This is a genomic window from Maribellus sediminis, from assembly GCF_011799805.1.
GTDB classification, from domain to species: Bacteria; Bacteroidota; Bacteroidia; order Bacteroidales; family Prolixibacteraceae; genus Draconibacterium; species Draconibacterium sediminis_A.
This window is the reverse complement of the sequence record NZ_WXUB01000007.1, coordinates 158,477-180,682: the sequence shown is the minus strand read 5'-3', so window position 1 is coordinate 180,682 and position 22,206 is coordinate 158,477. Positions and strand designations below refer to the sequence as shown.

At 43.3% G+C, this 22,206-nt stretch carries 13 protein-coding genes; 8 read left to right on the top strand and 5 right to left on the bottom strand.

Annotated elements, in window-relative coordinates; translation table 11 throughout:
* The 5 genes from HFD85_RS20930 to HFD85_RS20910 form a co-directional block, all read left to right on the top strand.
* Positions 1-2,251, top strand: a 2,251-nt coding sequence (locus tag HFD85_RS20930; protein WP_206082047.1) for a T9SS type A sorting domain-containing protein, incomplete at its 5' end; no start/stop codon positions are given.
* A 296-nt stretch (positions 2,252-2,547) separates the two neighbouring features.
* Positions 2,548-5,790: a ligand-binding sensor domain-containing protein gene (locus tag HFD85_RS20925; RefSeq protein WP_167614235.1), complete on the top strand. Its 3,243-nt coding sequence runs from the start codon at positions 2,548-2,550 to the stop codon at positions 5,788-5,790.
* Positions 5,791-5,919: 129 nt separating this feature from the next.
* Positions 5,920-8,370, top strand: coding sequence for a helix-turn-helix domain-containing protein (locus HFD85_RS21860; RefSeq protein WP_167614233.1), 2,451 nt, complete (start codon positions 5,920-5,922; stop codon positions 8,368-8,370).
* A 101-nt stretch (positions 8,371-8,471) separates the two neighbouring features.
* Positions 8,472-10,109 (top strand): ABC-F family ATP-binding cassette domain-containing protein, encoded by a 1,638-nt coding sequence (locus HFD85_RS20915; RefSeq protein ID WP_167614231.1) that lies wholly within the window; start codon positions 8,472-8,474, stop codon positions 10,107-10,109.
* A gap of 109 nt (positions 10,110-10,218) precedes the next feature.
* Entirely contained in the window at positions 10,219-10,929 is a 711-nt protein-coding gene (locus HFD85_RS20910; RefSeq protein WP_167614229.1) for a L,D-transpeptidase family protein, read from the top strand.
* Positions 10,930-11,029: 100 nt separating this feature from the next.
* Here HFD85_RS20910 and HFD85_RS20905 read toward each other — a convergent pair whose 3' ends face one another.
* The 3 genes from HFD85_RS20905 to HFD85_RS20895 all read right to left on the bottom strand — a co-directional run bounded on the left by HFD85_RS20905 (position 11,030) and on the right by HFD85_RS20895 (position 15,655).
* Positions 11,030-12,304: a zinc-binding dehydrogenase gene (locus tag HFD85_RS20905; protein ID WP_167614227.1), complete on the bottom strand. Its 1,275-nt coding sequence runs from the start codon at positions 12,302-12,304 to the stop codon at positions 11,030-11,032.
* Between the two features lie 108 nt (positions 12,305-12,412).
* The gene (locus HFD85_RS20900) at positions 12,413-14,377 is read right to left on the bottom strand and encodes an SDR family NAD(P)-dependent oxidoreductase (protein WP_167614225.1); all 1,965 of its coding nucleotides are present in this window, start codon (positions 14,375-14,377) and stop codon (positions 12,413-12,415) included.
* Positions 14,378-14,416: 39 nt separating this feature from the next.
* A complete protein-coding gene (locus tag HFD85_RS20895) occupies positions 14,417-15,655 on the bottom strand; it encodes a hypothetical protein (protein WP_167614223.1) in 1,239 nt (412 codons plus the stop codon).
* Between the two features lie 136 nt (positions 15,656-15,791).
* Here HFD85_RS20895 and HFD85_RS20890 point away from each other — a divergent pair, with 136 nt between their 5' ends.
* The gene (locus HFD85_RS20890; RefSeq protein ID WP_167614221.1) at positions 15,792-16,160 is read left to right on the top strand and encodes a DUF423 domain-containing protein; all 369 of its coding nucleotides are present in this window, start codon (positions 15,792-15,794) and stop codon (positions 16,158-16,160) included.
* Positions 16,161-16,273: 113 nt separating this feature from the next.
* Positions 16,274-17,059 (top strand): peptidoglycan DD-metalloendopeptidase family protein, encoded by a 786-nt coding sequence (locus HFD85_RS20885; RefSeq protein WP_167614219.1) that lies wholly within the window; start codon positions 16,274-16,276, stop codon positions 17,057-17,059.
* A gap of 404 nt (positions 17,060-17,463) precedes the next feature.
* Here the strand turns inward: HFD85_RS20885 and HFD85_RS20880 are convergent, their stop codons facing one another.
* The gene (locus HFD85_RS20880) at positions 17,464-19,932 is read right to left on the bottom strand and encodes an alpha-ketoacid dehydrogenase subunit alpha/beta (protein WP_167614217.1); all 2,469 of its coding nucleotides are present in this window, start codon (positions 19,930-19,932) and stop codon (positions 17,464-17,466) included.
* Between the two features lie 101 nt (positions 19,933-20,033).
* Positions 20,034-21,311, bottom strand: coding sequence for a dihydrolipoamide acetyltransferase family protein (locus HFD85_RS20875; protein WP_167614215.1), 1,278 nt, complete (start codon positions 21,309-21,311; stop codon positions 20,034-20,036).
* Positions 21,312-21,494: 183 nt separating this feature from the next.
* On the opposite strand from HFD85_RS20875, the gene HFD85_RS20870 reads away from it, so the two are divergent.
* Positions 21,495-22,202: a GntR family transcriptional regulator gene (locus HFD85_RS20870; RefSeq protein WP_167614213.1), complete on the top strand. Its 708-nt coding sequence runs from the start codon at positions 21,495-21,497 to the stop codon at positions 22,200-22,202.
* Positions 22,203-22,206: the final 4 nt, after the last annotated feature.

Genomic DNA, 22,206 nt, shown 5'->3' with positions numbered 1-22,206 from the left:
TTATACTGTAGAAATGGTTACTATGACAGTATTTGACAATCCAGATTTGGAAGTACAGGATTTGGAAGCTTGTGAGGTAGGTACATCAGGCGTTGCGGGCTTTGATTTGTTCAATGCAGTAACGAATGCCGATGGCGGTACATTGAGTTATCATGCCACTGAGGCAGCCGCTATTGCCGGAACACCCACAATCAGTAAAGATGTCACAGTAGCTTTAGGAGATTCAGTATTCTGGATTCGCAGTACGAACCCGGACGACGGAGAGATTCTAGATTGTTATACTGTAGAAATGGTTACTATGACAGTATTTGACAATCCAGATTTGGAAGTACAGGATTTGGCATCATGTGAAGTTGGTACGTCAGGTGTTGGGGGCTTTGATTTATTCGATGCAGTAACGAATGCCGATGGTGGTACATTGAGTTATCATGCCACTGAGGCAGCCGCTATTGCCGGAACACCCACAATCAGTAAAGATGTCATAGTAGCCATAGGAGATTCTGTGTTCTGGATTCGCAGTACGAACCCGGACGATGGTGAAGCTCTTGATTGTTATACAAAAATGCCAGTAACCATAACAGTTTATGGTTCTCCAAGTTGCAATATAACGAAGGATGCAGACGCCACAAATTATGATAATAATAATGGTGCTTTAACAATTACAATCACAGAAACTGATGTAAATGTTTTAAGTCGTACTTATGAATGGTACCCACCGGGTGCAACAACTCCACAAAGTTTACCATTGGATGAAGATGACCAAACTCCCGGGATACAGGTTACCGGTCTTAGTGGTGGACTAGAAGAACCAGGATTACAGTATTGTTTGATAGTAAAAGAAGATCATGGAGATCAAATTATTTGTTCACATGAATGCTGCGTATATATTATGCAGATACCAAAAGCTCCGGAATGTAGAATAGAAACACAAGATGCTTTATGTTTTGGTGATAATACAGGTAGCCTGGAAATTTATGCTAAAGGAGCTGGACCGTTTGTGTTTGAGCTTGATTCCGTGGATAATTCGACTACACCACCAACTGTTAAGGTTATCTATGGACCTGTACAGCGCAATAAAGTAGGAGAAGGAGATGACGCAGAAACTATGGAACCTGTTTCCGGTCTCTACGCTGGTTATTATATTGCAAAAGTAGAGGATCTTGGAAGCGCTCTAACGGGTGATGATGCAATTGGCGATTGTGACGGAACTGTTGGCCAACCACCTGAACTTACTTGTTCAACAGTTGGCCACAATTCTACTTGCGATGCCAGCGGATTCTCATTATCCAATGGTTGGACTGAATTAACAGTTTCTGGTGGAACACCTCCGATTCTAGTTAGTTTAGATGGAGGTGCCTTTGTTGATGTTACAACTTTAACCTGGGATGCTGCAGGATATTATGTTATTGGCGGATTAAGCGGGAGTACTCTTGGTACACTTCATACAGTTGATGTTAAGGATGCCAATAATTGTACCCATGAATGTGATGTTACTATCTACCAAGATCCATGCGACGTTTGCGAAACCGCTTATGGATATGGTGGACCTGATCCTAGTTACTCGTTTGATGATGATTGTCCTGATGGTGGTTTATGGGATAATTGGGGTTGGTCAATCGCAATTTCTGAAGGAACGTATAAATTCCCAATGTATGCAAGTACACCGGTATGTGATCCGGGTGAAGAATATGCTGGTCATGTAGTGGATACTGCATATGTAACAGTTACTGCAGGTGGTATGATAACTGTCGATCTTCCTGAACTGTTTATAGGGGAAGGTTATTATTTGAGTGCCAGCCATATTTGGGTAGGAGAAGATGATATATTCCCGGATAAAATTGCTCCTGGACAATGGCCATATGTTGCGAACGGTGAAGCTTTTGGTCCCTTCTCAGGAGAATTATACATCATTGTTCACGGTGTTTATTGCGGACCAAGATTACCACGTGATGTCCCAAAATCTGCCGAAATTCAAAATCCAACGCTTGAAGAAAGTGCTCTGAGAGTTTACCCGAATCCATTTACGGATAAGGTAACCTTCGAGTTTGTTTCAGGCAGAGATGCATACGGAGTACTTGAACTCTACAACATTACTGGTCAGAAAATAGCCAGAATACTTGATCGTCCGGTTGAGGCCGGAGTTATGAACCGGGTAGAATACACCCCGGAACACAAAGTATCCGGAATGTATATCTATCGTTTAGATCTGGATGGAGAACGCCAGGTAGGAAGAATTATTTACAAAGAATAAATTGGCCCTTATTTTTTATCAAATAACCAAAGCTTCGGGCTTTGGGTTGAGGTCTACTCCTCAACGGACTTTAAAAGGAGGCCGGCTGTCAGCGCCGGCCTCCTTCTTTTACCAGCATACCAGGTGCATTTAAATCTGTTGGACAGCTAAAAAAAAATGCTTAGTAATGAAGAAGTGGATTTGAGAACCAATAAAAAGAATTGAGGGATTTCTTTTCCCTCATTCTTGAAAATGGGAATGATCCTGAATTTGCCAAATGCAGGAATATTCAGTAATTTTCTAATGAATTTAAAACCATGAAACAATTAGCCGGAATTTTGATTTTCAGTTTGTTGCTAATCTACAGTAGTTATTCGCAACAATACAGTTTTACCACTTATTCAATAAATGAAGGCCTTTCCCAAAGTGTGGTAAATTGCATTTTTCAGGATTCAAAAGGATACATTTGGCTGGGCACACAAAATGGCCTCGATCGTTTTGATGGCCGGAATTTTAACCGGTTTCGCTATAATCCCAAGGATACAAATTCCATTTCAAACAATTGGATCTATGCCATCTCCGAAGATCCGGAAGGAAATCTCTGGATAGGAACAAAAGGCGGATTGCACCAATACATCAGAACTGAAAACAGATTTGAGCGGAATCGTTACCAGACCGGATACCCCTTTGATGTTACCAATTACAGTTACGATAACATTTGTTTGCACAACGGTAAAATCCTTATAAATACTCCTCCAATAATCTCTGTATATGATATTCAGAAGAACAGCTTCTCGCATTTTACCAGCGAATTAAAATACGAAGCAACCGTTCAGGATGTACGAATTCCGGTTTTGGAAGATAAAAGTGGAGAAGTTTGGATTGGAAGCACAAACGGTCTCGCACTATTTTCTCCTGATAAGGGAGAATTTGTTTATGCCTCCTTCATAAATAATACTGCTGCAAGTCATGGTGAGGAAAATATTACGGCCTTGTTTCAGGATAAAAATGAGTTGGTTTGGGCTGGTACGTCCACCGGATTATACCGTTGTGGACCAGAAAGTACTGAATTTAAAGAAGTCAGTTTTCCACTCGTTTCAGGCGAAGATTTTAGATTTCAATCTTGTGTACGCAGCATACTTCAGGATAAAAACAATAATCTTATTATCGGGACTGAAGGCTCCGGGGTATATATCATTTCACCAACAGGCAAGGATAAATACAGCATAAGAATCCTCACGCAGGTAAACAGCGGTATTGGCCATGATATTGTTCAGCCCATGTTGATCGATAAGTCGGATAACCTTTGGGTGGGCACCTTATCGGGGATCAGCAAAACCGATTTAAAACAGAAGAAATTCAGCTTATTCAGGAATACAAACTTACCGGGCTCTACCGATCTTTTGGGTAATGTAATAGCCGGATTGTACAAGAATGAGGATGGTATAATCTGGGTGGGGAATTGGGGACAGGGACTCAACCTGGTGAATCCTTTGACCAACGAAGTAGAACATTTTTCGACTCAACAAACCGGAAATCACTATTTGCCTAACGATTTTGTACATGTGATTTTTAAGGATAATGACAAAAATATGTGGTTGGGAACGCGGGATGGAGTATTTGTTTATGATACTACAAACGGGCAATTTGTATTGTGGACTGATTTTTTTGAACTTCCTGATTTTCCAACATTTGAAAGTATACGCATTTATCACATTATCCAGGATATGAAAGGAAATATCTGGATTGCGAGTTCAAACGGTTTGTACAAATTTAATCTTGCAACATCCACACAGGAATGGTTTCATGTAGATGCCGAACCTGAACACAGGCTGGGTGCTAATCTTATTTACAGTATTTTGGAAGATTCGGATGGATTGATATGGGCAGCCACCATTAATGGTTTGGATATGTATGATCCCCACAGCAAAAAAATGCATCACTATAACAAGGCCAATGCGAACATTAGCAGCGACTTTTTGATTTCTTTGGCCGAAAATACCGACGGTAATATTTGGATCGGTTCCAATGCCTACATCAATATATTCGACAAGAAAACAGGTGAATTTAGTTTCATGGATCAGGAACAAGGACTTCCGAGCAATTACATTTACGAAATGCAAACAGATAAAAACAACAATATCTGGCTTGCAACAGGAAATGGTTTGTGCCGGTTCGATACAGAACAAAAACAACTTGAAATATATACCTTGGAAGATGGGCTGCAAAGTATGGAATTTAACCTGAGAGCTTCGTGTGCCTGTGCCGATGGCGAATTGTTGTTTGGAGGAATGAATGGTTTTAATACTTTTTATCCCGATTCGATTACCGGTAATCCCAATATTCCGGATCTTGTATTTACCTCGTTTTCAAAAGTTACCGATGGGGTACAAGAGAAGGTAAACATAGAAAACGGCAGTAAATTGGTTTTAAACCACGGAGTGCAGTCGTTTACCATAGAATTTGCTGCACTGGAGTTTACTAATCCGGAAAATAATCACTACCAGTATCAGATGGAAGGTGTTTCGGATAAGTGGATTGAAATCGGAACCCGTTCATTTGTGCCATTTTTTGCATTGCCACCCGGAGAGTATACTTTCCGGATCAAAGGCTCTAATAACGACGGGCTTTGGAATGACCAGCCAATTGGATTATCCATTACTGTATTACCACCTTGGTGGCGGAGTAAGCTGGCGTATTTCCTCTATTTGTTAATTGTCATATTGGGAGTAGTATTCTATGTAAAATTACGTGAACGCCGTTTAAAACATGAAAAAATCCTGTTGGAAAAGAAGGTGGCGGAGCGGACGCTTCAAATTGAAGAGCAAAACCGCATTATCACTATAAAAAACGAGGAGTTAAATGAACTGAACCGGACAAAAGATAAATTCTTTTCCATCATCGGACACGATCTGGGCAATCATTTCAATATTATAGTCGGGTTTTCTGAACTGTTGCTTTCAGATTTTAGAAAAATGGATGCCAAAAAACTGGCTTATCATTTGGGTAACATTAATAAATCGTCTAAACATGCCAACGATCTTTTGGGTAATCTGCTTACCTGGGCGCGCCTCCAACGAAATGCGATTGAATACAGGCCTGAAAAAATAAATGCAGTGGAAAAAGTGAGAGAATGGATTGGATTTCAGGAAGAATTGGCATTCAAAAAGAACATTCTTGTTGAAGTTTTGGCCAAAGAACATATCGAGGTTTTAGCCGATGAGAATATGTTTTCGCTCATCATAAGAAACATGCTGGCAAATGCATTGAAATTCACACCCAGGGATGGCGAGATATCCATTCACCTAAAAAAGAATGGACAACAGTGTGAGATTACTGTAAAAGATTCCGGTGTAGGTATTCCGCCTGAACACATAGATAAAATATTCAGGATTGACAGTGACATTACCACAAGGGGCACCGAGGGCGAAAAAGGTACCGGTTTGGGTTTGGTTTTGTGCAAGGAGTTTGTTGAAAAACACGAAGGTAAAATCTGGGTTAATAGCAATATTGGAGAAGGCAGTGAATTTGGATTCCTGTTGCCTTTAGCAAATGATTAGATTGTTGCTCGTCGCTTTGTTGAGTTGCGATCTGACTATTATCTTTTGGATACTGTTTTGTTTGGTTCGGTGTAAATGGTCTTAATTTTTACAGGAATTAATATCTTTAAAATTTAAAAAATAGTTCTAATGCAATCCAACAAACAACTCGATCTTGCTTATAATTTCATCCGCTTTACGGGGCAAAATGTTTTTCTTACCGGAAAGGCAGGAACCGGGAAAACCACTTTCCTGAAAAATTTAAGGGAACGTTCGCCAAAACGGATGATCGTGGTTGCGCCAACAGGTGTAGCGGCTATCAATGCCGGCGGGGTGACTATTCACTCTTTTTTCCAGCTGTCGTTTGGCCCCCAGGTAGGGACCGAAAACGAAAAGAACCGTCAAATGCGTTTCACGAAAACGAAGATCAGCATTATTCGAAGCCTCGACTTGTTGGTGATTGACGAAATTAGTATGGTGCGCGCCGATGTATTGGATGCCATCGACCGGGTGATGCGGCGTTTTAAAGACCGTACAAAAGCCTTTGGCGGGGCGCAATTGCTGATGATTGGCGATTTACAGCAGCTGGCGCCAATTGTAAAGCGCGAAGAGTGGGCTTTGCTGAAAAGTGAATACCAAACTGCGTATTTTTTCAGCAGTAAAGCACTGCGCGAAACGCCTTATGTAAGTATCGAATTGACACAGGTGTTCCGGCAACAGGATGACAGGTTTATTTCGATCCTGAACAAAGTGCGTGATAACATTCTTGATGAGGCTACACGAAAGGAACTGAATTCGCGTTTCGATCCCAACTTTAAACCATGCGACGACGAGGGATACATTACACTTTGTACCCACAATGCACAGGCTCAACGTATAAACGATTCGAAACTAAAAGAGCTTTCTGCAAAAGAAAAAATATTTAAGGCACGTGTTGAAGGGAATTTCCCGGAATATGCCTTCCCCACTGAACATGAACTGCACCTGAAAGTAGGGGCGCAGGTAATGTTTGTAAAAAACGATCCCGATCCGGAGAAGCGTTTTTTTAACGGGAAAATTAGTAAAATTACAACCATTGACGGCAATTCGATTTATGTACAATGTCCCGGCGACGATGATGAAATAGTAGTGTCGAATCTGATATGGGAGAATATTAAATACACCATCGATAAAAACACGGCGGAAATTACCGAGGAAGTGGAGGGCTCGTTCAGCCAGATCCCCTTAAAGCTGGCCTGGGCGATTACGATTCATAAAAGCCAGGGACTGACCTTCGAGCGGGCCATTATAGATGCGCAGTCTTCGTTTGCTCACGGGCAGGTGTATGTGGCACTTAGCCGATGCAAAACGCTGGAAGGAATGGTGCTAAAAACTCCGATTCAGCTTACCAGCATTATTACCGACGAAACGGTGGATGGATTTATTCACCACGTAGAAGAAAACCAGCCGGGAGAAAAAGAGCTGAACGACGCAAAACTGGCTTTTCAGCGCGAGTTGCTTATCGAACTGTTTCGCTTTAACCGGATGGTTTACCTGGTGAACTCAATTGGAAAAATCATGGATGAGAATCCGGGGAGTTTTACCGAGGTTTTTGTTCAGCAATTTCGAAACATGAGAGATGGCCTGAAAAATGAACTGGCCGATGTGGGCGATAAATTTCAGCAGCAAATTGTTCGCTACCTGAAGCAAGAGCCGGATGTGGGCAAAAACACGGAGCTTCAAGAGCGCATTAAGAAAGCAGCCGATTATTTCTACGAGAAAACAAATGCCATTTTGCTGGAGCCGCTGGAACATGCCGATTGGGAGGTTGATAACCGGGCAGTAAAAAAACAGATTCAACAGCGCCTGGATGACATTGCCGAAGAAGCCAAAACCAAACAAGCGGCTTTCGAGGTCTGTCGCGAGCATTTCTCGGTCAAAGAAATTATGGATGCACGGGCCTTAGCACTGATCGATACCGGCAGCTCAAAATCCAAAAAGAAAAAAGCACGTGAGTTGGAGAGCTATACAAATATTCCGCATCCGGAAGTATATAATCTGCTGCGTTCGTGGCGATATGAGAAATCACAGGAACTTGGCCAGCCTGCATATATGATTTTCTCGCAGAAATCTTTGGTCGAATTGGTAACTTATTTACCGGTCAGCTCAGCAGAGCTGAAACTGATCAACGGACTGGGAAAACGAAAAATCGATCAGTTTGGTGAAGATATAATCGATTTGATCAGGGAGTATTGTGAAGCGAATACTATTGATCGTGGAGAAATTCCCTTAAAAGACAATCCGAAGAAGGAAAAGAAACCCAAAGTGGATACAAAAAAGGTAAGTTTTGAAATGTTCCAATCAGGAAAAACCGTTGAAGAAATTGCAAAAGAACGCGGTCTGGTGGAGACTACAATAATAAGTCATCTGGCGCACTTTGTAAAAGTGGGCGAATTGGATGTGCTTCAGTTCGTAGAGAAAGAGAAGCTCGATAAAATCGTGGACTATTTCAAAAGTACCGAAGACAGAAACCTGGGATCTGCCCGCGAAGCTTTGGGAGCAGCCTTTACTTACGGCGATTTGCGCATGGGGCTGAGTTACCTGGAGTCATTACAAAGTTAAACATTAAGCTCTAAGTAAAATCCTTGGTGACTTAGTATCTTTGTGTTCAGTTATCTACTTCAGATGATTATCTTTGCCGCCTAATTTTTCAGAAGATAATTATGATTTCGGTTGACGGACTGGCGGTTACTTTTAGCGGTACAACTTTATTTAAAGACATCAACTTTGTGGTGAACGAAAAGGACCGCATTGCATTGATGGGGAAAAACGGGGCTGGGAAATCCACACTGCTGAAAATTTTGGCAGGGGTTCAAACTCCTTCAGCAGGAAGAGTTTCGGCACCCGGTGATGCGGTGATCGCTTACCTTCCGCAGCATTTGCTGGTGGATAACAGCCGCAGTTTATTCGACGAGGCTTCGCAGGCTTTTGCCGATGTGCTCGAAATGCAGCAGAAACTGGATAAGTTAAACCACGAACTCACAGTCAGAACCGACTACGAATCGGATGAATACAGCAAGATTATTGAAGAAGTATCGGATTTAAGCGAGAAATTATACAGCCAGGGCGAAATAAATTTTGATGCTGAAGTTGAAAAGATTTTGCTGGGTCTGGGATTTTTGCGGGAAGATTTTCAGCGGCCAACTTCCGATTTTAGCGGGGGCTGGCGTATGCGGATCGAACTTGCCAAAATTCTACTGAAAAAGCCCGATTTAATTTTGCTCGATGAGCCAACCAACCACCTCGACATCGAATCGGTGCAATGGCTCGAAGAATTTCTGGTGAACGAAGCCAGGGCAGTTATCGTTATTTCGCACGACCGTGCTTTTGTCGATAACATTACCACCCGCACAATTGAAGTCACCATGGGACGTATTTACGATTACAAGGTGAATTATTCCAAATACCTGGAACTTCGTAAGGAACGCCGCGACCAACAGCAGAAAGCTTACGACGAACAACAAAAAATGATTGCGGAAACCGAGCAGTTTATTGAGCGGTTCAAAGGCACTTACTCGAAAACATTGCAGGTGCAATCACGGGTAAAGATGCTTGAAAAGCTCGAGTTGGTTGAAGTGGACGAAATGGACACCTCCCACCTGAAACTTCGCTTTCCTCCGTCGCCACGTTCGGGTAATTTCCCGGTAATTGCCGATCAGGTGGAAAAATCGTACGGCGATCACCTGGTGTTCTCGGGGGCGACCTTTACAATCCACCGGGGGGATAAAGTGGCTTTTGTCGGGAAAAACGGTGAAGGAAAAACCACACTGGTAAAAGCCATCATGGGCGAGATAGAACACGGCGGAACCTTATCACTTGGTCACAATTCGATGATCGGTTATTTTTCGCAAAACGAAGCTTCACTGCTGGATGAAAAGTTAACGGTTTTTCAAACCATCGACGATGTTGCAAAAGGTGATATTCGCACCAAGATTAAAGATATTTTAGGTGCTTTTATGTTTGGGGGCGATAGCTGGGACAAACAGGTAAGCGTGCTTTCCGGAGGAGAACGAACCCGTCTGGCCATGATCAAATTGCTGCTGGAACCGGTGAATCTGCTGATTCTTGATGAGCCGACCAATCATTTGGATATTCGTACCAAAGACATCCTGAAGCAAGCTTTGATGGAATTCGACGGAACCTTGATACTCGTGTCGCACGACCGTGATTTCCTCGACGGGCTGGTACACAAAGTGTATGAGTTCGGAAATAAACGTGTGAAAGAATACGAAGAAAGTATCCGCGAGTTTTTGGAGCGCAAAAAGATGGAGCACTTACGTGAGCTGGAAGTGAAAAAGTAATTGAACGTTATCTTTTGCGTTTGATAATTTCATCCTTTTGCAAGTTGTACTTCAATAGTAAAGATTGTTTTTGAGATTCATTATCTTTCGCGGTATGCGAAATGATCCCATGAAATATTTGAAATACATCAGTTTTGCTTTCCTGCTTCTTTTGGCGTGCTCCTCTCCCAAATCAGAAAAGGAACAGATTAACCAAATTATACAAGTGCAGGAATCTTCCATTCCGGCAAATGTAAGTCAGTTGTTGGTTGCAATTGCTGAACAGCCCGGAAATACTCAGGTGAGCCTTTTTGCTATGGAAAAATTGGATGGAGAATGGAAGATCAGAATCGGTCCTGTTGCCGCCGGAATTGGTGATAAGGGATTTGCTGATCCCAGGCAAAAAGTGGAAGGCGATGGTAAATCTCCAACAGGAATGTTTAAACTCGATCAATTATTCACTTACGAAAATCTGGTAGATACAAAAATGCCGTTTACACAATCCACGTCCGAAGACAAGTGGATTGATGATCCGGATTCAGCGGATTACAACCGGCATGTACGGGGAGAAACTTCAGCAAAATCGTATGAGAATTTGAAGCTGAGCAGCGATGCTTACAAATACTGCATGGTAATTGAATACAATACCGATCCGGTTGTAAAAGGAAAAGGAAGTGCCATCTTTTTTCATCTCCGGGAAAGCGATACCGAAACGACTTCAGGCTGTGTGGCGGTTTCTGAAAAGGATATGCTTCAGGTTTTAAAGTGGCTCGATCCTGATTCCCATCCGATGATTGTAATGGGGGACAGGCAGACCTTGCTAAATAGTTCTGTTCAATAGCTTATGATATTAAACACGAAGACACAAAGTCACGAAGAAACAAAGTCTCTACGAAATGGTTTTTTAGTGTCTTTGTACCTTTGCGTTCATTTTCTGAAAATTAAATCTCAGGTGCGTTCGCCAGCAGATATTCTTCAGCTTTTATGTTCCACAAACCTTTGGTTTCGGCTACCAGTTTAGCCAGTTCTGCATAGAACGGATCGTTTTTACCCAATTCTGCAAAATCAGAAATAGCAACCAACGGAAGATTCTTGTGTGTGTAAATCAATTTTTTTCCTCCCGGAATATTGGGTAGGTTCAATGTGGTTTCTGCCACGGCATTTAATCCGCCAATATGCGTGATCAAACCTGCCGGATCAAGACCTTTGCTCATCACATCAAGTGCTTCCACCATGTCGTCGTTGTTTCCGCCGGAAGTTCCAACAATGTGTGTGTAAGCATAGTGAACGTTGTAGAAATTCAGTTTTGCTGAGAACTCAGTATTCGACGGTCCTGCAAAAAAGTTCAGACAGCCGTCGTGTGCGAGAATTGCATCGCCCTGTTCAACAACAGGAGCTACAGGGGCAAATACAAATACATCGTTGTATCCTTCTCCGCCCGAAACTTCCTTCAACTTAGCAACCGGATCTTCAACATTTCCTGTATTCAGGTAAATCAACTCAATGCCTTTTTCTTTGGCCCATTCAACCGGGAAAATTTCGGCAGCTCGGTCCAAACGATCCTGTGCAATATCAGTTACTACCAACAACGACGGTTTGCGGTCTTCGCGACTGATCACATAATTAATGGCTGCCAGACCCATCGGGCCAACACCTGCGAGGATGGCCATTTTGCCACCTTCCACAATTTCCATTTCGTGAACATACGAACCCGGTGTAGTGTGGTAGTTGGCATGCATTGCACCAATTACGCAGCTCAGTGGCTCCGAAAGCGATGCCGGGTAAAATCCGGGACCGTCGTAGGCCAGCAAACAATCCTGTTCCAACACATCTTTCGGAATGATTACATAAGTTGCGTCACCACCAATGTATTGGTACGAATAACCGGGTGCACTTAAAATCCCTACTGGGCCGTCTTTGTAATAAATGGCCGGCTGGATCGAATATTTCTGACCGGGCTTGAATTTATGTTGCCATTTTGCACCTACTTCCACAATTTCTCCTGAAAATTCGTGTCCGATCATGATCGGATTTTCTGCAATATTATTTGGAACTCGTTTGTGGTCGGTTGCCTGCGTGGCAGCTTTGTAGCTCGACATACAAATGCTGTCGCTCACTACCTTTGCCAAAATTTCGTCATCTTTTATCTGCGGAAGTTCAAATTCTTCCAAACGCAAATCTTTTTTGCCGTATAATCGTACTGCTTTTGTCTTCATCTTTATAGCTGTTAGCTGCTAGCTTCAAGCTGCTAGCCTGTTATTTTTTAATTGATAAGCTCATCTATGCCACAAAAAAACTTAAAGCTTGTAGCTTGAAGCTTGTGTCTAATTCAACATTATCTGTCCGCCACTTACCGGAATGGCCTGTCCTGTTTCATTTTCCTGATCGATGGCATAGAAAACCGCCTTGGCAACATCAACCGGGGAGCATCCTTTTCCGAGCGGAACCTGTGCCAGGTAAAACGCTTTCACATCGTCAATGGTTTTGGCTCCCGGCACTTTTCCTGCATTTAAGTATTGAACAAACAACCCATTTTCAGGATCGCTCCATAACGGACCTTCGTAAAAGTTACCCGGGCAAATGGAATTCACTTTAATTCTATCGGGTGCCAACTCCAGTGCAAACGACTGGGTTAAACCAATGCCACCAAATTTTCCACCGGCGTAAGCAAAGTTTTTCTTGCTTCCGGCCAGTCCTGATTTGGAGTTGATCTGAATCACATCGGCATACAACTTCGCATTGTATTTATTCTGCAATTTCATGATTGGAGTAGCCGCCTTAGTGCAATAGAAATAGGCGTTATAATTGATTTTTGTAACCAGGTCGAAATTCTCAGGAGTCATTTCTTCCAGTCCGCCGGCGCGTAAAATACCCGCATTGCTGACAAATACATCCAGTCCCCCAAATTCACAAACGGTTTGGTGCATCAGGTTCTTTAGTGAATCCTGGTCAGCAACATTGGTTTGAACGAAGATAGCGCGGCTGCTGTTTTTTATTGCATTGAACGAGTTAGCAGTGGTTTTACCAACTGTTTCGTTGAGGTCGGCGACGACGATGTTCGATCCGTTTTCTTTCATTACGCGCGCAATGCCTTCGCCAAATCCCTGGGCTGCTCCGGTTACGATCGAGATTTTGTTTTCAACACGTCCGGCAGAGGCTCCGGCAGAAACTTTACGACGGTAATTCTCCACTTCCCAGGTATCGATGAAATTGATCTGCTCCGGCGTCATGAAATGCTGGCCGCCGAAGGATTCAGATAACCACGAAATTTTCATGGCATCTTCAAAAACCTCTTTTATGATGTTTGATTGAGCTGCATTGTCGCCAATCGACAGCATTCCGATGCCTTTGATAAATACTACTTTTGGTGCGAAACCGTAGTCAGCAACAAAGGCTTCATATTTTGTTTTAAAGGCTTCGATCGTTGATTCCGGCGATGCTACTTCATCAACATAAATGTATTTCGATTTGCAATAAACGATCAGGTCGGGAGTGAACGGGTAATTCACTTTCTCGAAAGCTTCGGCACTTGCATTGAATTTCTCAACCAATGCCGAGTTGGTTACTTTGATTGTTTTCAATCCATCCTGCGAAACAATCGCACGAATGGCCGGAACCACAGCAGTAACATGTTCAGCAACGGGAAGTACTGTTTCGTCAACCGGAGTTGCGACTGCTTTTTCGATGTTGGCGATGATTTCGTCGTAGATGTCAATCACCTCCTGCGTGGTGTCGGCACTTACAAAAATCCCGTGATTTTGTAGTAAAATAACTTTCGGGTCGTATCCTTTTTCTGCTCTGAATGCAAGGATTTTAGCTTCAACCGCTTTAAATAAAATGTAACCCGGATCGATGTAAGGAATGTAAACGGCTTCGTCACCAAATACAGGTTTCACCAACTCTTCAGCTTTGTTGCTACACATGATTCCGTTTACCGCAGTCGGGTGCAGGTGGATAACGAACTTATAATTGATGGCGTTGTGGAACGATGTTTCCACCGACGGACGTTTGTCTTTTGTTATCGTTGCCGCTGCCAAATCATCCTTAATCTGACTTTCGCGTTCGAAAGAATCCGAGCTGTATTCGTTTTCAGAAATTTTATCCAGCTTGCTGCGATCCATCACCCCAAAACCTTCTTCACTTATCGTAGCCAAAGCGAATCCACTTGCTTTGATCCAAAGCTGATTTTCGGTTTTAAACGAAGTATTACCGCCACCGGCAATCACATATTCTTTCTTACTTCCGTATGCTCTCGATATTTCAATTAATTCTTTTACTCCCTGGTTCATGGTTGTTATTTTTTGCACCGCTCTATAGGACGGTTCAATTTATAAAGCAAGAAATTTAGAAATTACAGCTTTGCCCAATTCAATAAAATCAGCTTTTTCATCTGTTTTGGCAATACCGTTTTTCAGGTAACCTTCTTTGCCGTTGGCCAGCAGATATTGATGTGCTGCAATCACTGCGGTTCCTTCGTAGTTGATTTGTTTCAATTCATCATCCAAATCAATGCCACCTCCGGCGCTCAGTTTCATCGGGTCAAGTTTTGGTGTATTGTGTTCGCTTCCAAAAGTGATCACAAATCCGTTTTCGTTGAAAAACTTCACAAAATCTTTCAGGATGTGGAATTTGTTTCTTCCCGGAATCAATTCAATACTGTACACATTTTTGCTTTTCAACTCGGCCAGTAATTTTTCCTTGTCTTCTTCGTAGTCCGTGTAGTTCTCATTGCCGAAATCGAGTAATACTGGATAACAAGGAATTCCGCCTGCATCGATGATCAGTTCCTGCACTTCTTCCAGCGAAAGAAAGGCTTTCGGATCTTCCGGTACAAAGGCAGCACCGCCGGCTTTCAGCAAATTATTGCGGATCTCGTTTTCAAGACCTGCCACATCGTCGATAGCCGATTTTACATCCTTCCCACCAAATATGGCATTGAACAGAACTGCTCTGCCAAGATCTGTCTCCTCTTTTTCGAAAACAGCAATCCGGATGGCCTGTGCAATGTGGCGCTCGCGGAAAAGGTTTTTTGCCAGTCGGTTTTGCAATTCTTCAGCGTCGAACTGGAGGTAAATATCGTTTTCAGCTAAGAAAGCATTCAGTTTCTCCACCATCTGAAAAGTTTGGCGGTTGCTTTCTTCCTGCAAGTCTTTTATTTTTTGAGCTGACTCCGCACTCAATTTAGCCGGTTGTCTCAGCCCCTTTCCACTAAAATAAGTACGTCCGGGATTGCTGGGATCATTCACACGAATGCCGGCTTCCTGCAAATCATTCTGCAGTGCCATGAATTCGATGTTGAACAAAGGAAAGATCCTGTGCTTTTCTGCCATCTCAGCAAACTCATTGTACCCGTCGGTGGTGTAAAAATCGTTGATGCCGAGCACCGACACGCCTTCCGATTTTGCAAGTAAAAAAGGTTGTTCAACCTCTGAGAACGCACTAAACGAATGTGGCGTGTGAATGTGACCGTTGATGTCGGGCATTGCGCTAGTTGCTTGTTCCTTAAACCATGCCAGTAATTCTTCCGGTTGCGGGAAGGTTGTAAATATGCTTTTTGAGTCTGTCATATGCTTTAATCTGAATGTACATGCAAAGAAACAAATCTGCTGTTTTTTAGGTGTCCTTTGGTATCCTGTTTTTGCTGAATGAAATCAAACATTCAAACTACTTTCTTGTTGTGCTAATTGAATAAAAACTGGAATCATGGGCAAAACAATCCTAATGACCGCATCTGTTCTGCTGGCAATGGCTGTTGCAGCAGGTGCTTTTGGCGCACATGCCTTAAAAACGCATCTCTCGGCAGAAATGTTACAAACGTGGAAAACCGCCGTGGATTATCACTTTTATCATGCACTTGGACTTTTGTTGATAGGGGTGCTGGCATTTGTTATGCCCGATGTAAATTTCAAGTGGCCGGGTATTTTCTTGTTTGCAGGTATCCTTTTATTTTCAGGAAGTTTATATACAATGGCGTTGAGTGGGATAAAAACCCTTGGTGCAATTACTCCGATTGGGGGTTTGTGTTTTATTGCAGGTTGGTTAATTTTGTTGATAACAATCTGGAGGAAATAATAGGTTCAGTTGCACGTTGTATATTCTGAAATGTTAACGATAATCAAATTTAGTCCATATCGGGATGACGGATTTGTTTTTTCCTTAGTATTGCGACCAAATTTATTGAAAAGATGAAGGGCATTTTATTAGCTTTTGTTTTTCTAATTGTATTGGTATTTAGTGGTTTTGCTCAGTACGTAAATACTGATGAACTTATGGTTGTGCCGGGTATAGAAGAACCTGTTGGTTTGAAGGATTACGAGTTGATAAGGGAGCAGGAACTAAGTGAATATCAAAGTTATTTGTCGCAGTTCCGGGTGCCGGGAGCTGGTGGCTACATCATCAGCCGCTATGGGCCGCGTTCGGGTAGAATGCACTACGGAACCGACATAAAAATGGCAAAAGGTGATACCGTTCGTGCCGTTCAGGATGGTTACCTCACACGTTCGGGCTGGGGCAGTGGCTTTGGAAATATCATTATTATTCAACACGATAACAACATTGAGACCTATTACGCGCACTTATCGAAATTCCTGAAAACAAAAGGGGAATGGGTGAAGAAAGGCGAACCGATTGCTTTGGCCGGGAGCACAGGTCGTGCGCGGGGTCCGCATTTACATTTCGAAATGCACGAAGAAGGCCGGGCTTTTGATCCGGAGTTGGTTTACGATTTCTCGCAGCAGCAAGTAAGGCCGATAGCTCAAAATTTTGAAACACTCATAGCCCTGCATCGAACTCTGAAACCACAAGGATATTCTACCAACCTGGCTGTTCCTGAATACTACAAGGTGCGTTCGGGCGATTCGCTGTGGGTTATCTCGCGCCGGTATAAAACGCCTATACAGGAAATCTGCCGCCTGAATAAAATCTCGGAAAATACCGTGTTGCAAATCGGACAACCCTTGAAAATGTATTAAAGGAGCTGAGAGCCTTGGGCTTTGAGCTAAGAGTAGTTGTTCTGGATTCCTTATTTCAGCCTTGACAGTATTACGTATATATAAATCAGTTCGACGATAAATGTTATACCGGCAGCAGCATAAAGCGCTATCGTTAATTTTGGGTGGAAGTGTTGCAGTTTTGCAAAGGAAGCTGAAATTAAAAATACAGAGAAAAGAATGCTTATTAGGATAATTACGGTTCGGTGGCTCTTTTTCATAATGTTGAACGGTGTTAAAGAGTTAGTTTCTCAAAAATAACATTTTTGTCGAAAAAAGATGCATTAAACATAAAAAAATCCGGTCTCGTTTGAAACCGGATTTTTCGGGACCGGAAGTTCAAAACTTCCGGGAGAAACTGCGGTTACAAACCGTAGTTCGCAATATTATATACCTCTGGCATTTCTGTCCAGTTGTTCTGCCTCAGTAAAGTCATTCACGGCAACATGGCCTTCCAAAGGAAGAATGCGCTCATGAATAACATCAATGATCCACTCAGGCTGCGGGAAGAAATAATCTTCCAGTTCGTGAGCCGGTGTGATCCAGTTACGCGAACCCACAACAACCGGAGGTGCATCAAGGTAATCGAACGCAAGTTCGGTAATGTTTGAAGCCAGGTCGCGTAAGAACGAGCCTCTTGCAGATGCGTCACCCGAAATTACAATGCGTCCGGTCTTTTTCACCGATTCTATCACGGCTTCGTAGTTAAACGGAACCAGCGAGCGTGCATCGATCACTTCGGCTGAGATACTGTATTTTTCTTCCAGTGTTTTTGCTGCATCCAGTGCACGGTATAAAGTAGCGCCAATTGTAAGAATGGTAATGTCGCTACCTGCTTTCTTCACATCCGGCTCGCCAAACGGAATTTCGTAGTATCCTTCGGGAACACCACCTTCGTGGAACTGCTCACCAATGTCGTACAAACGCTGGCTTTCAAAGAAAATTACCGGATCGGTTCCCTGAAGCGCAGTGTTCATCAAACCTTTGGCATCGTAAGGAGATACCGGGAAAACCACTTTTAATCCCGGAATATGTGCCGCAAGTGCTGTCCAGTCCTGCGAGTGCTGAGCACCATATTTCGAACCTACCGAAACGCGGATCGTTACCGGCATTTTAATCACATTTCCACTCATTGCCTGCCATTTAGGAAGCTGGTTAAATACCTCGTCACCGGCGCGTCCCAGGAAATCGCAATACATGATCTCGGGAATTGCACGGCCGCCACACATGGCATAACCGATGGCGGTTCCAACGATAGATGCTTCAGAAATAGGCGAGTTGAACAGGCGGTGATAAGGCAGTGCTTCAGTCAGTCCGCGGTAAACGGCAAAAGCGCCTCCCCAGTCGCGGTTTTCTTCACCATAAGCGATCAAGGTTGGATCTTTATAAAAACGATCGACGATGGCTTCGAAAAGTCCGTCGCGCAAACCGTAGGTTTTTATTTTTGAATGAGCTTTTCCATTGGCATCGAACATGAAGCGCTCTTTTTTTGCCAATTGCTGAACACGTGGATTTTCTTCCATCGGATGGTTCACTTCCACCGGACGGTCTTCCATTTTATCCACCGACTCGTTGCTGAACATCATATCACCAATCAGGTTCGGATACTTTTTCATATCCATGTGCGGCGAAACCTCATCGTCGATGGCCAGTTTCAGCGCGTAAGTGATCAGGTCGGTAGTTTCAACTTTAATTTTTTCGAGTTGCTCTTCAGTTGCAACACCGGTTTTTACCAGTTCTTTTCCAAACCAGATGATCGAATCCTGTGCTTCCCAGGCTTCCACTTCTTCTTTAGTTCGGTATGATGATGCATCAGAGGGAGAGTGGCCACTGTAGCGGTAAGTGAGTACGTCGAGCAGTACCGGTCCGCGTTTTTCTTCCAGAATTTTGCGTTTACGTTTGTAAGCATCAATAACAGCCAGCGGATTATAACCATCCACACGTTCGGCATGCATTTGGTCGCGGTTTACGCCGGCACCGATACGTGCTGCCACGTCGTAGCCCATGGTTTCGCCAGTGGTCTGTCCACCCATTCCGTACTGGTTGTTCATGATGTTGATGATCAACGGCAGTCCGCCTTTCATATCACCTTCCCAAAGTTGCGTGAACTGATCCATTGAAGCAAAAGCCAAACCTTCCCAAACCGGGCCGCAGGCCATTGAAGCGTCACCTATATTGGCAACCACTATTCCGGGTTTGCGGTTTACCTTTTTATATAATGCTGCACCAACCGAAATATCGCCCGAACCACCCACAATGGCATTGTTCGGATATACTCCAAATGGTGTGAAGAAAGCATGCATCGATCCACCCAAACCTTTGTTGAATCCGGTTTCGCGAGCAAAAACTTCGGCCAGAGTTCCGTAAATCAGAAATTTGACAGCCAGCTCTTTTGTTGTGCCGGTATGTCCTTCTTTTACCGGAGCCGCAGTAACGCCGTTAAAATGCGAATCCATGATTTTTTCAAGCGTTTCATCGCTGAGTTTACCAATGGCGGAAAGTCCTTTGGCAAGAATTTCGCCGTGACTGCGGTGCGATCCAAAGATAAAATCTTCAACATCCAGGGTGTAGGCCATACCAACGGCAGCTGCTTCCTGACCAATTGAAAGGTGAGCAGGGCCGGGGTGATTGTAAGGTACTTCGTTGTACTCGCCACGTGTTTTTATCAGGTTCAACATGGTTTCGAACTCGCGAATTACCACCATGTCGTGATAGATTTTAACAAGCTCTTCGTTGGTGAAGTTTTCTTTTTCTTCCTCAACGGTTTTGGAGTACTGGTTTACCGGGATCGGCTTGAACTCCAACTGACCTGGTTTACGTACCTCGTCAGGATTTATATATTGTACTTTTGGCATCTTATCTTAGTTTATTTGTTATTCAAAGTTATTTGTCTGATAGTTTAGAGTTTGAAGTTCAGTGTTCAGAGTAAAGCACTTTGAACTTTGAACGCTGAACTCTAAACTTGTAAATTTTCTATCTGGTTTTTGATTTCAGCCAGGAAAAGTGTTGCTTCACCGCCGTCCAACGCCTGGTGATCGTAGGTGAGCGAAAGTCCCATCATAGGAACAAAACCATAAACACCTTCTTCCAGTTCTTTCGGACGAGGAACAATGGTACAAACACCAAGTATCGCGGTTTGCGGCAGGTTGATCACCGGAGTAAACATTTCCACACCGTAATTTCCAAGGTTCGAAACTGTAAATGTTGCAGCAGCAGGATTCAGTAAATCTGGGTTTACATTACCGTTGCGGGCAGCTGTTGAGAGTTCTTTTAACTGGCTTGAAAGACCGGATATCGAAAGATCGTCGGCATTTCTGAGCGCAGGAACCATTAATCCTCTTTCAGTATCAACTGCCAGACCAAGGTGGACTTTATTAAACCATTTCATTTTATCGCCCAGGTAATGTGTATTAACCTGAGGGAATTTCTCCAGAGCGCGGATTACAGCAAAACAAACCAGGTCGTTGATGGTCACATTTTGCTTGATCTCTCCGGCTTCGAGTTGCTTCTTGAATTTCTTGCGCAGTTTCATTACCTGGCGCGCATCAGCGCTCATGTGGTGAGTTAACTGGGCCGAATTTTGCAGCGACTGGTGCATGGCCGTTGCGATCAGTTTTCGAATATTTGGGATGGATTTTACTTCAAAATCGTCACCTGATTCGATGATTGCTGCCGGAGCCGGTTTGGCGGCCGGTGCAGCTTTGACAGGAGCTGCTGCTTTTTCAACTTTGGGAGCTGCAGCGGCCGTTTCAATATCGCGTGCGATTATTCGTCCGTGTGGGCCGGTTCCTTTTACTGAGCTGATATCAACACCCAATTTGGCGGCCATGTTGCGTGCCAGTGGCGAGATTCTGATCCGTGAACCTGTTTCACTTTCATCCACTTCAAATTCAAAAACTTTTGGAGCTTCATCAGCTGTTTCTACTGTCGATTCGCTCGCCGGAATTTCCTCGGCTGCAGCTTCGGCTCCCGGTCTGAATTCGTCAACCGATTCTCCTTTTTTCCCGACGACGGCGACATTGGTGAGTACCGGAATTTCATCGCCTTCTTCAAAAAAGGTTGCGAGTAGAACTCCGGCTTCTTTTGCTTCTTCTTCAAAAGACGCCTTATCGGTTTCGTAGGAGAAAAGGATGTCGCCTTCGTTTACCTCTTCGCCTACCTCTTTAAACCATTGACCAAGGATGCATGATTCAACTGATTGTCCTTGCCGTGGCATCATTACTGGTACTGCCATATAGTATAAGTTTGTAGTTTTCTTTTAACTTGTTGGTACAAATTTAAAAACTAATAATTTGTAAATGATTGAAATTCAAAAATATAAATATAATATTAAATTTTCGGAGTAAAAATATATTTTATAACTTGTATTTACAAGTTGTTTTGTACTTTTTGAAATTAGTTTAACTTTGAAGTCACAATGGACAACGTACCGCAATACCGAAAACTCTACGAATTGCTTCGCAAGCACATAATTAATGGTGTGTACAGGGAAGGCGATTTGTTACCCTCTGAAAATGAATTGTGTTCGGCCCACGAAATGACGCGACCAACTGTGCGTCATGCGCTGGAGACACTGGTAAAAGACGGACTTATTCTAAAAAAACAGGGAAAAGGCAGCATCGTAAGAAAGCCGCCACAGAACATTGGAATTTTATCCATAGCGGGTACCGCTTCGGCCGTTGGTGTTCGCTATCTGAAAACCGACATTCTGCAAAAACCTGTTGTGCAAACCTGGCCTGGCGACTTTCCTTTCGAACTTTCTGACCTGGAACAGGAATCGGGTTGTATTTATATGGAACGCTTGCGATACGTAGAAAACGAACCGGTTTTTTACGACGTGAACCACCTTCCAAATATTAATCTTCCGCGTTTCACGCAACGCTCCTTCGAAAACAAATCACTTTTTGAAGTGCTGCGTAAGAATTATCAGATTGAGATTCTGGGAGGCGAGCAAAAACTGAAAGCAGTAAAACCAACGGTTCAGGTTCGGCAGTTGTTGCATTTGAAACCCGGGCAGCCGGTGCTTTATATGGAACGAAAACTCACCACCAATAAGGAGCATTTCAACATCTATTCCACCATTTATTTTAATTCGGAGAAACACGCCATTTTTGGCAGTTTTTAGCAAT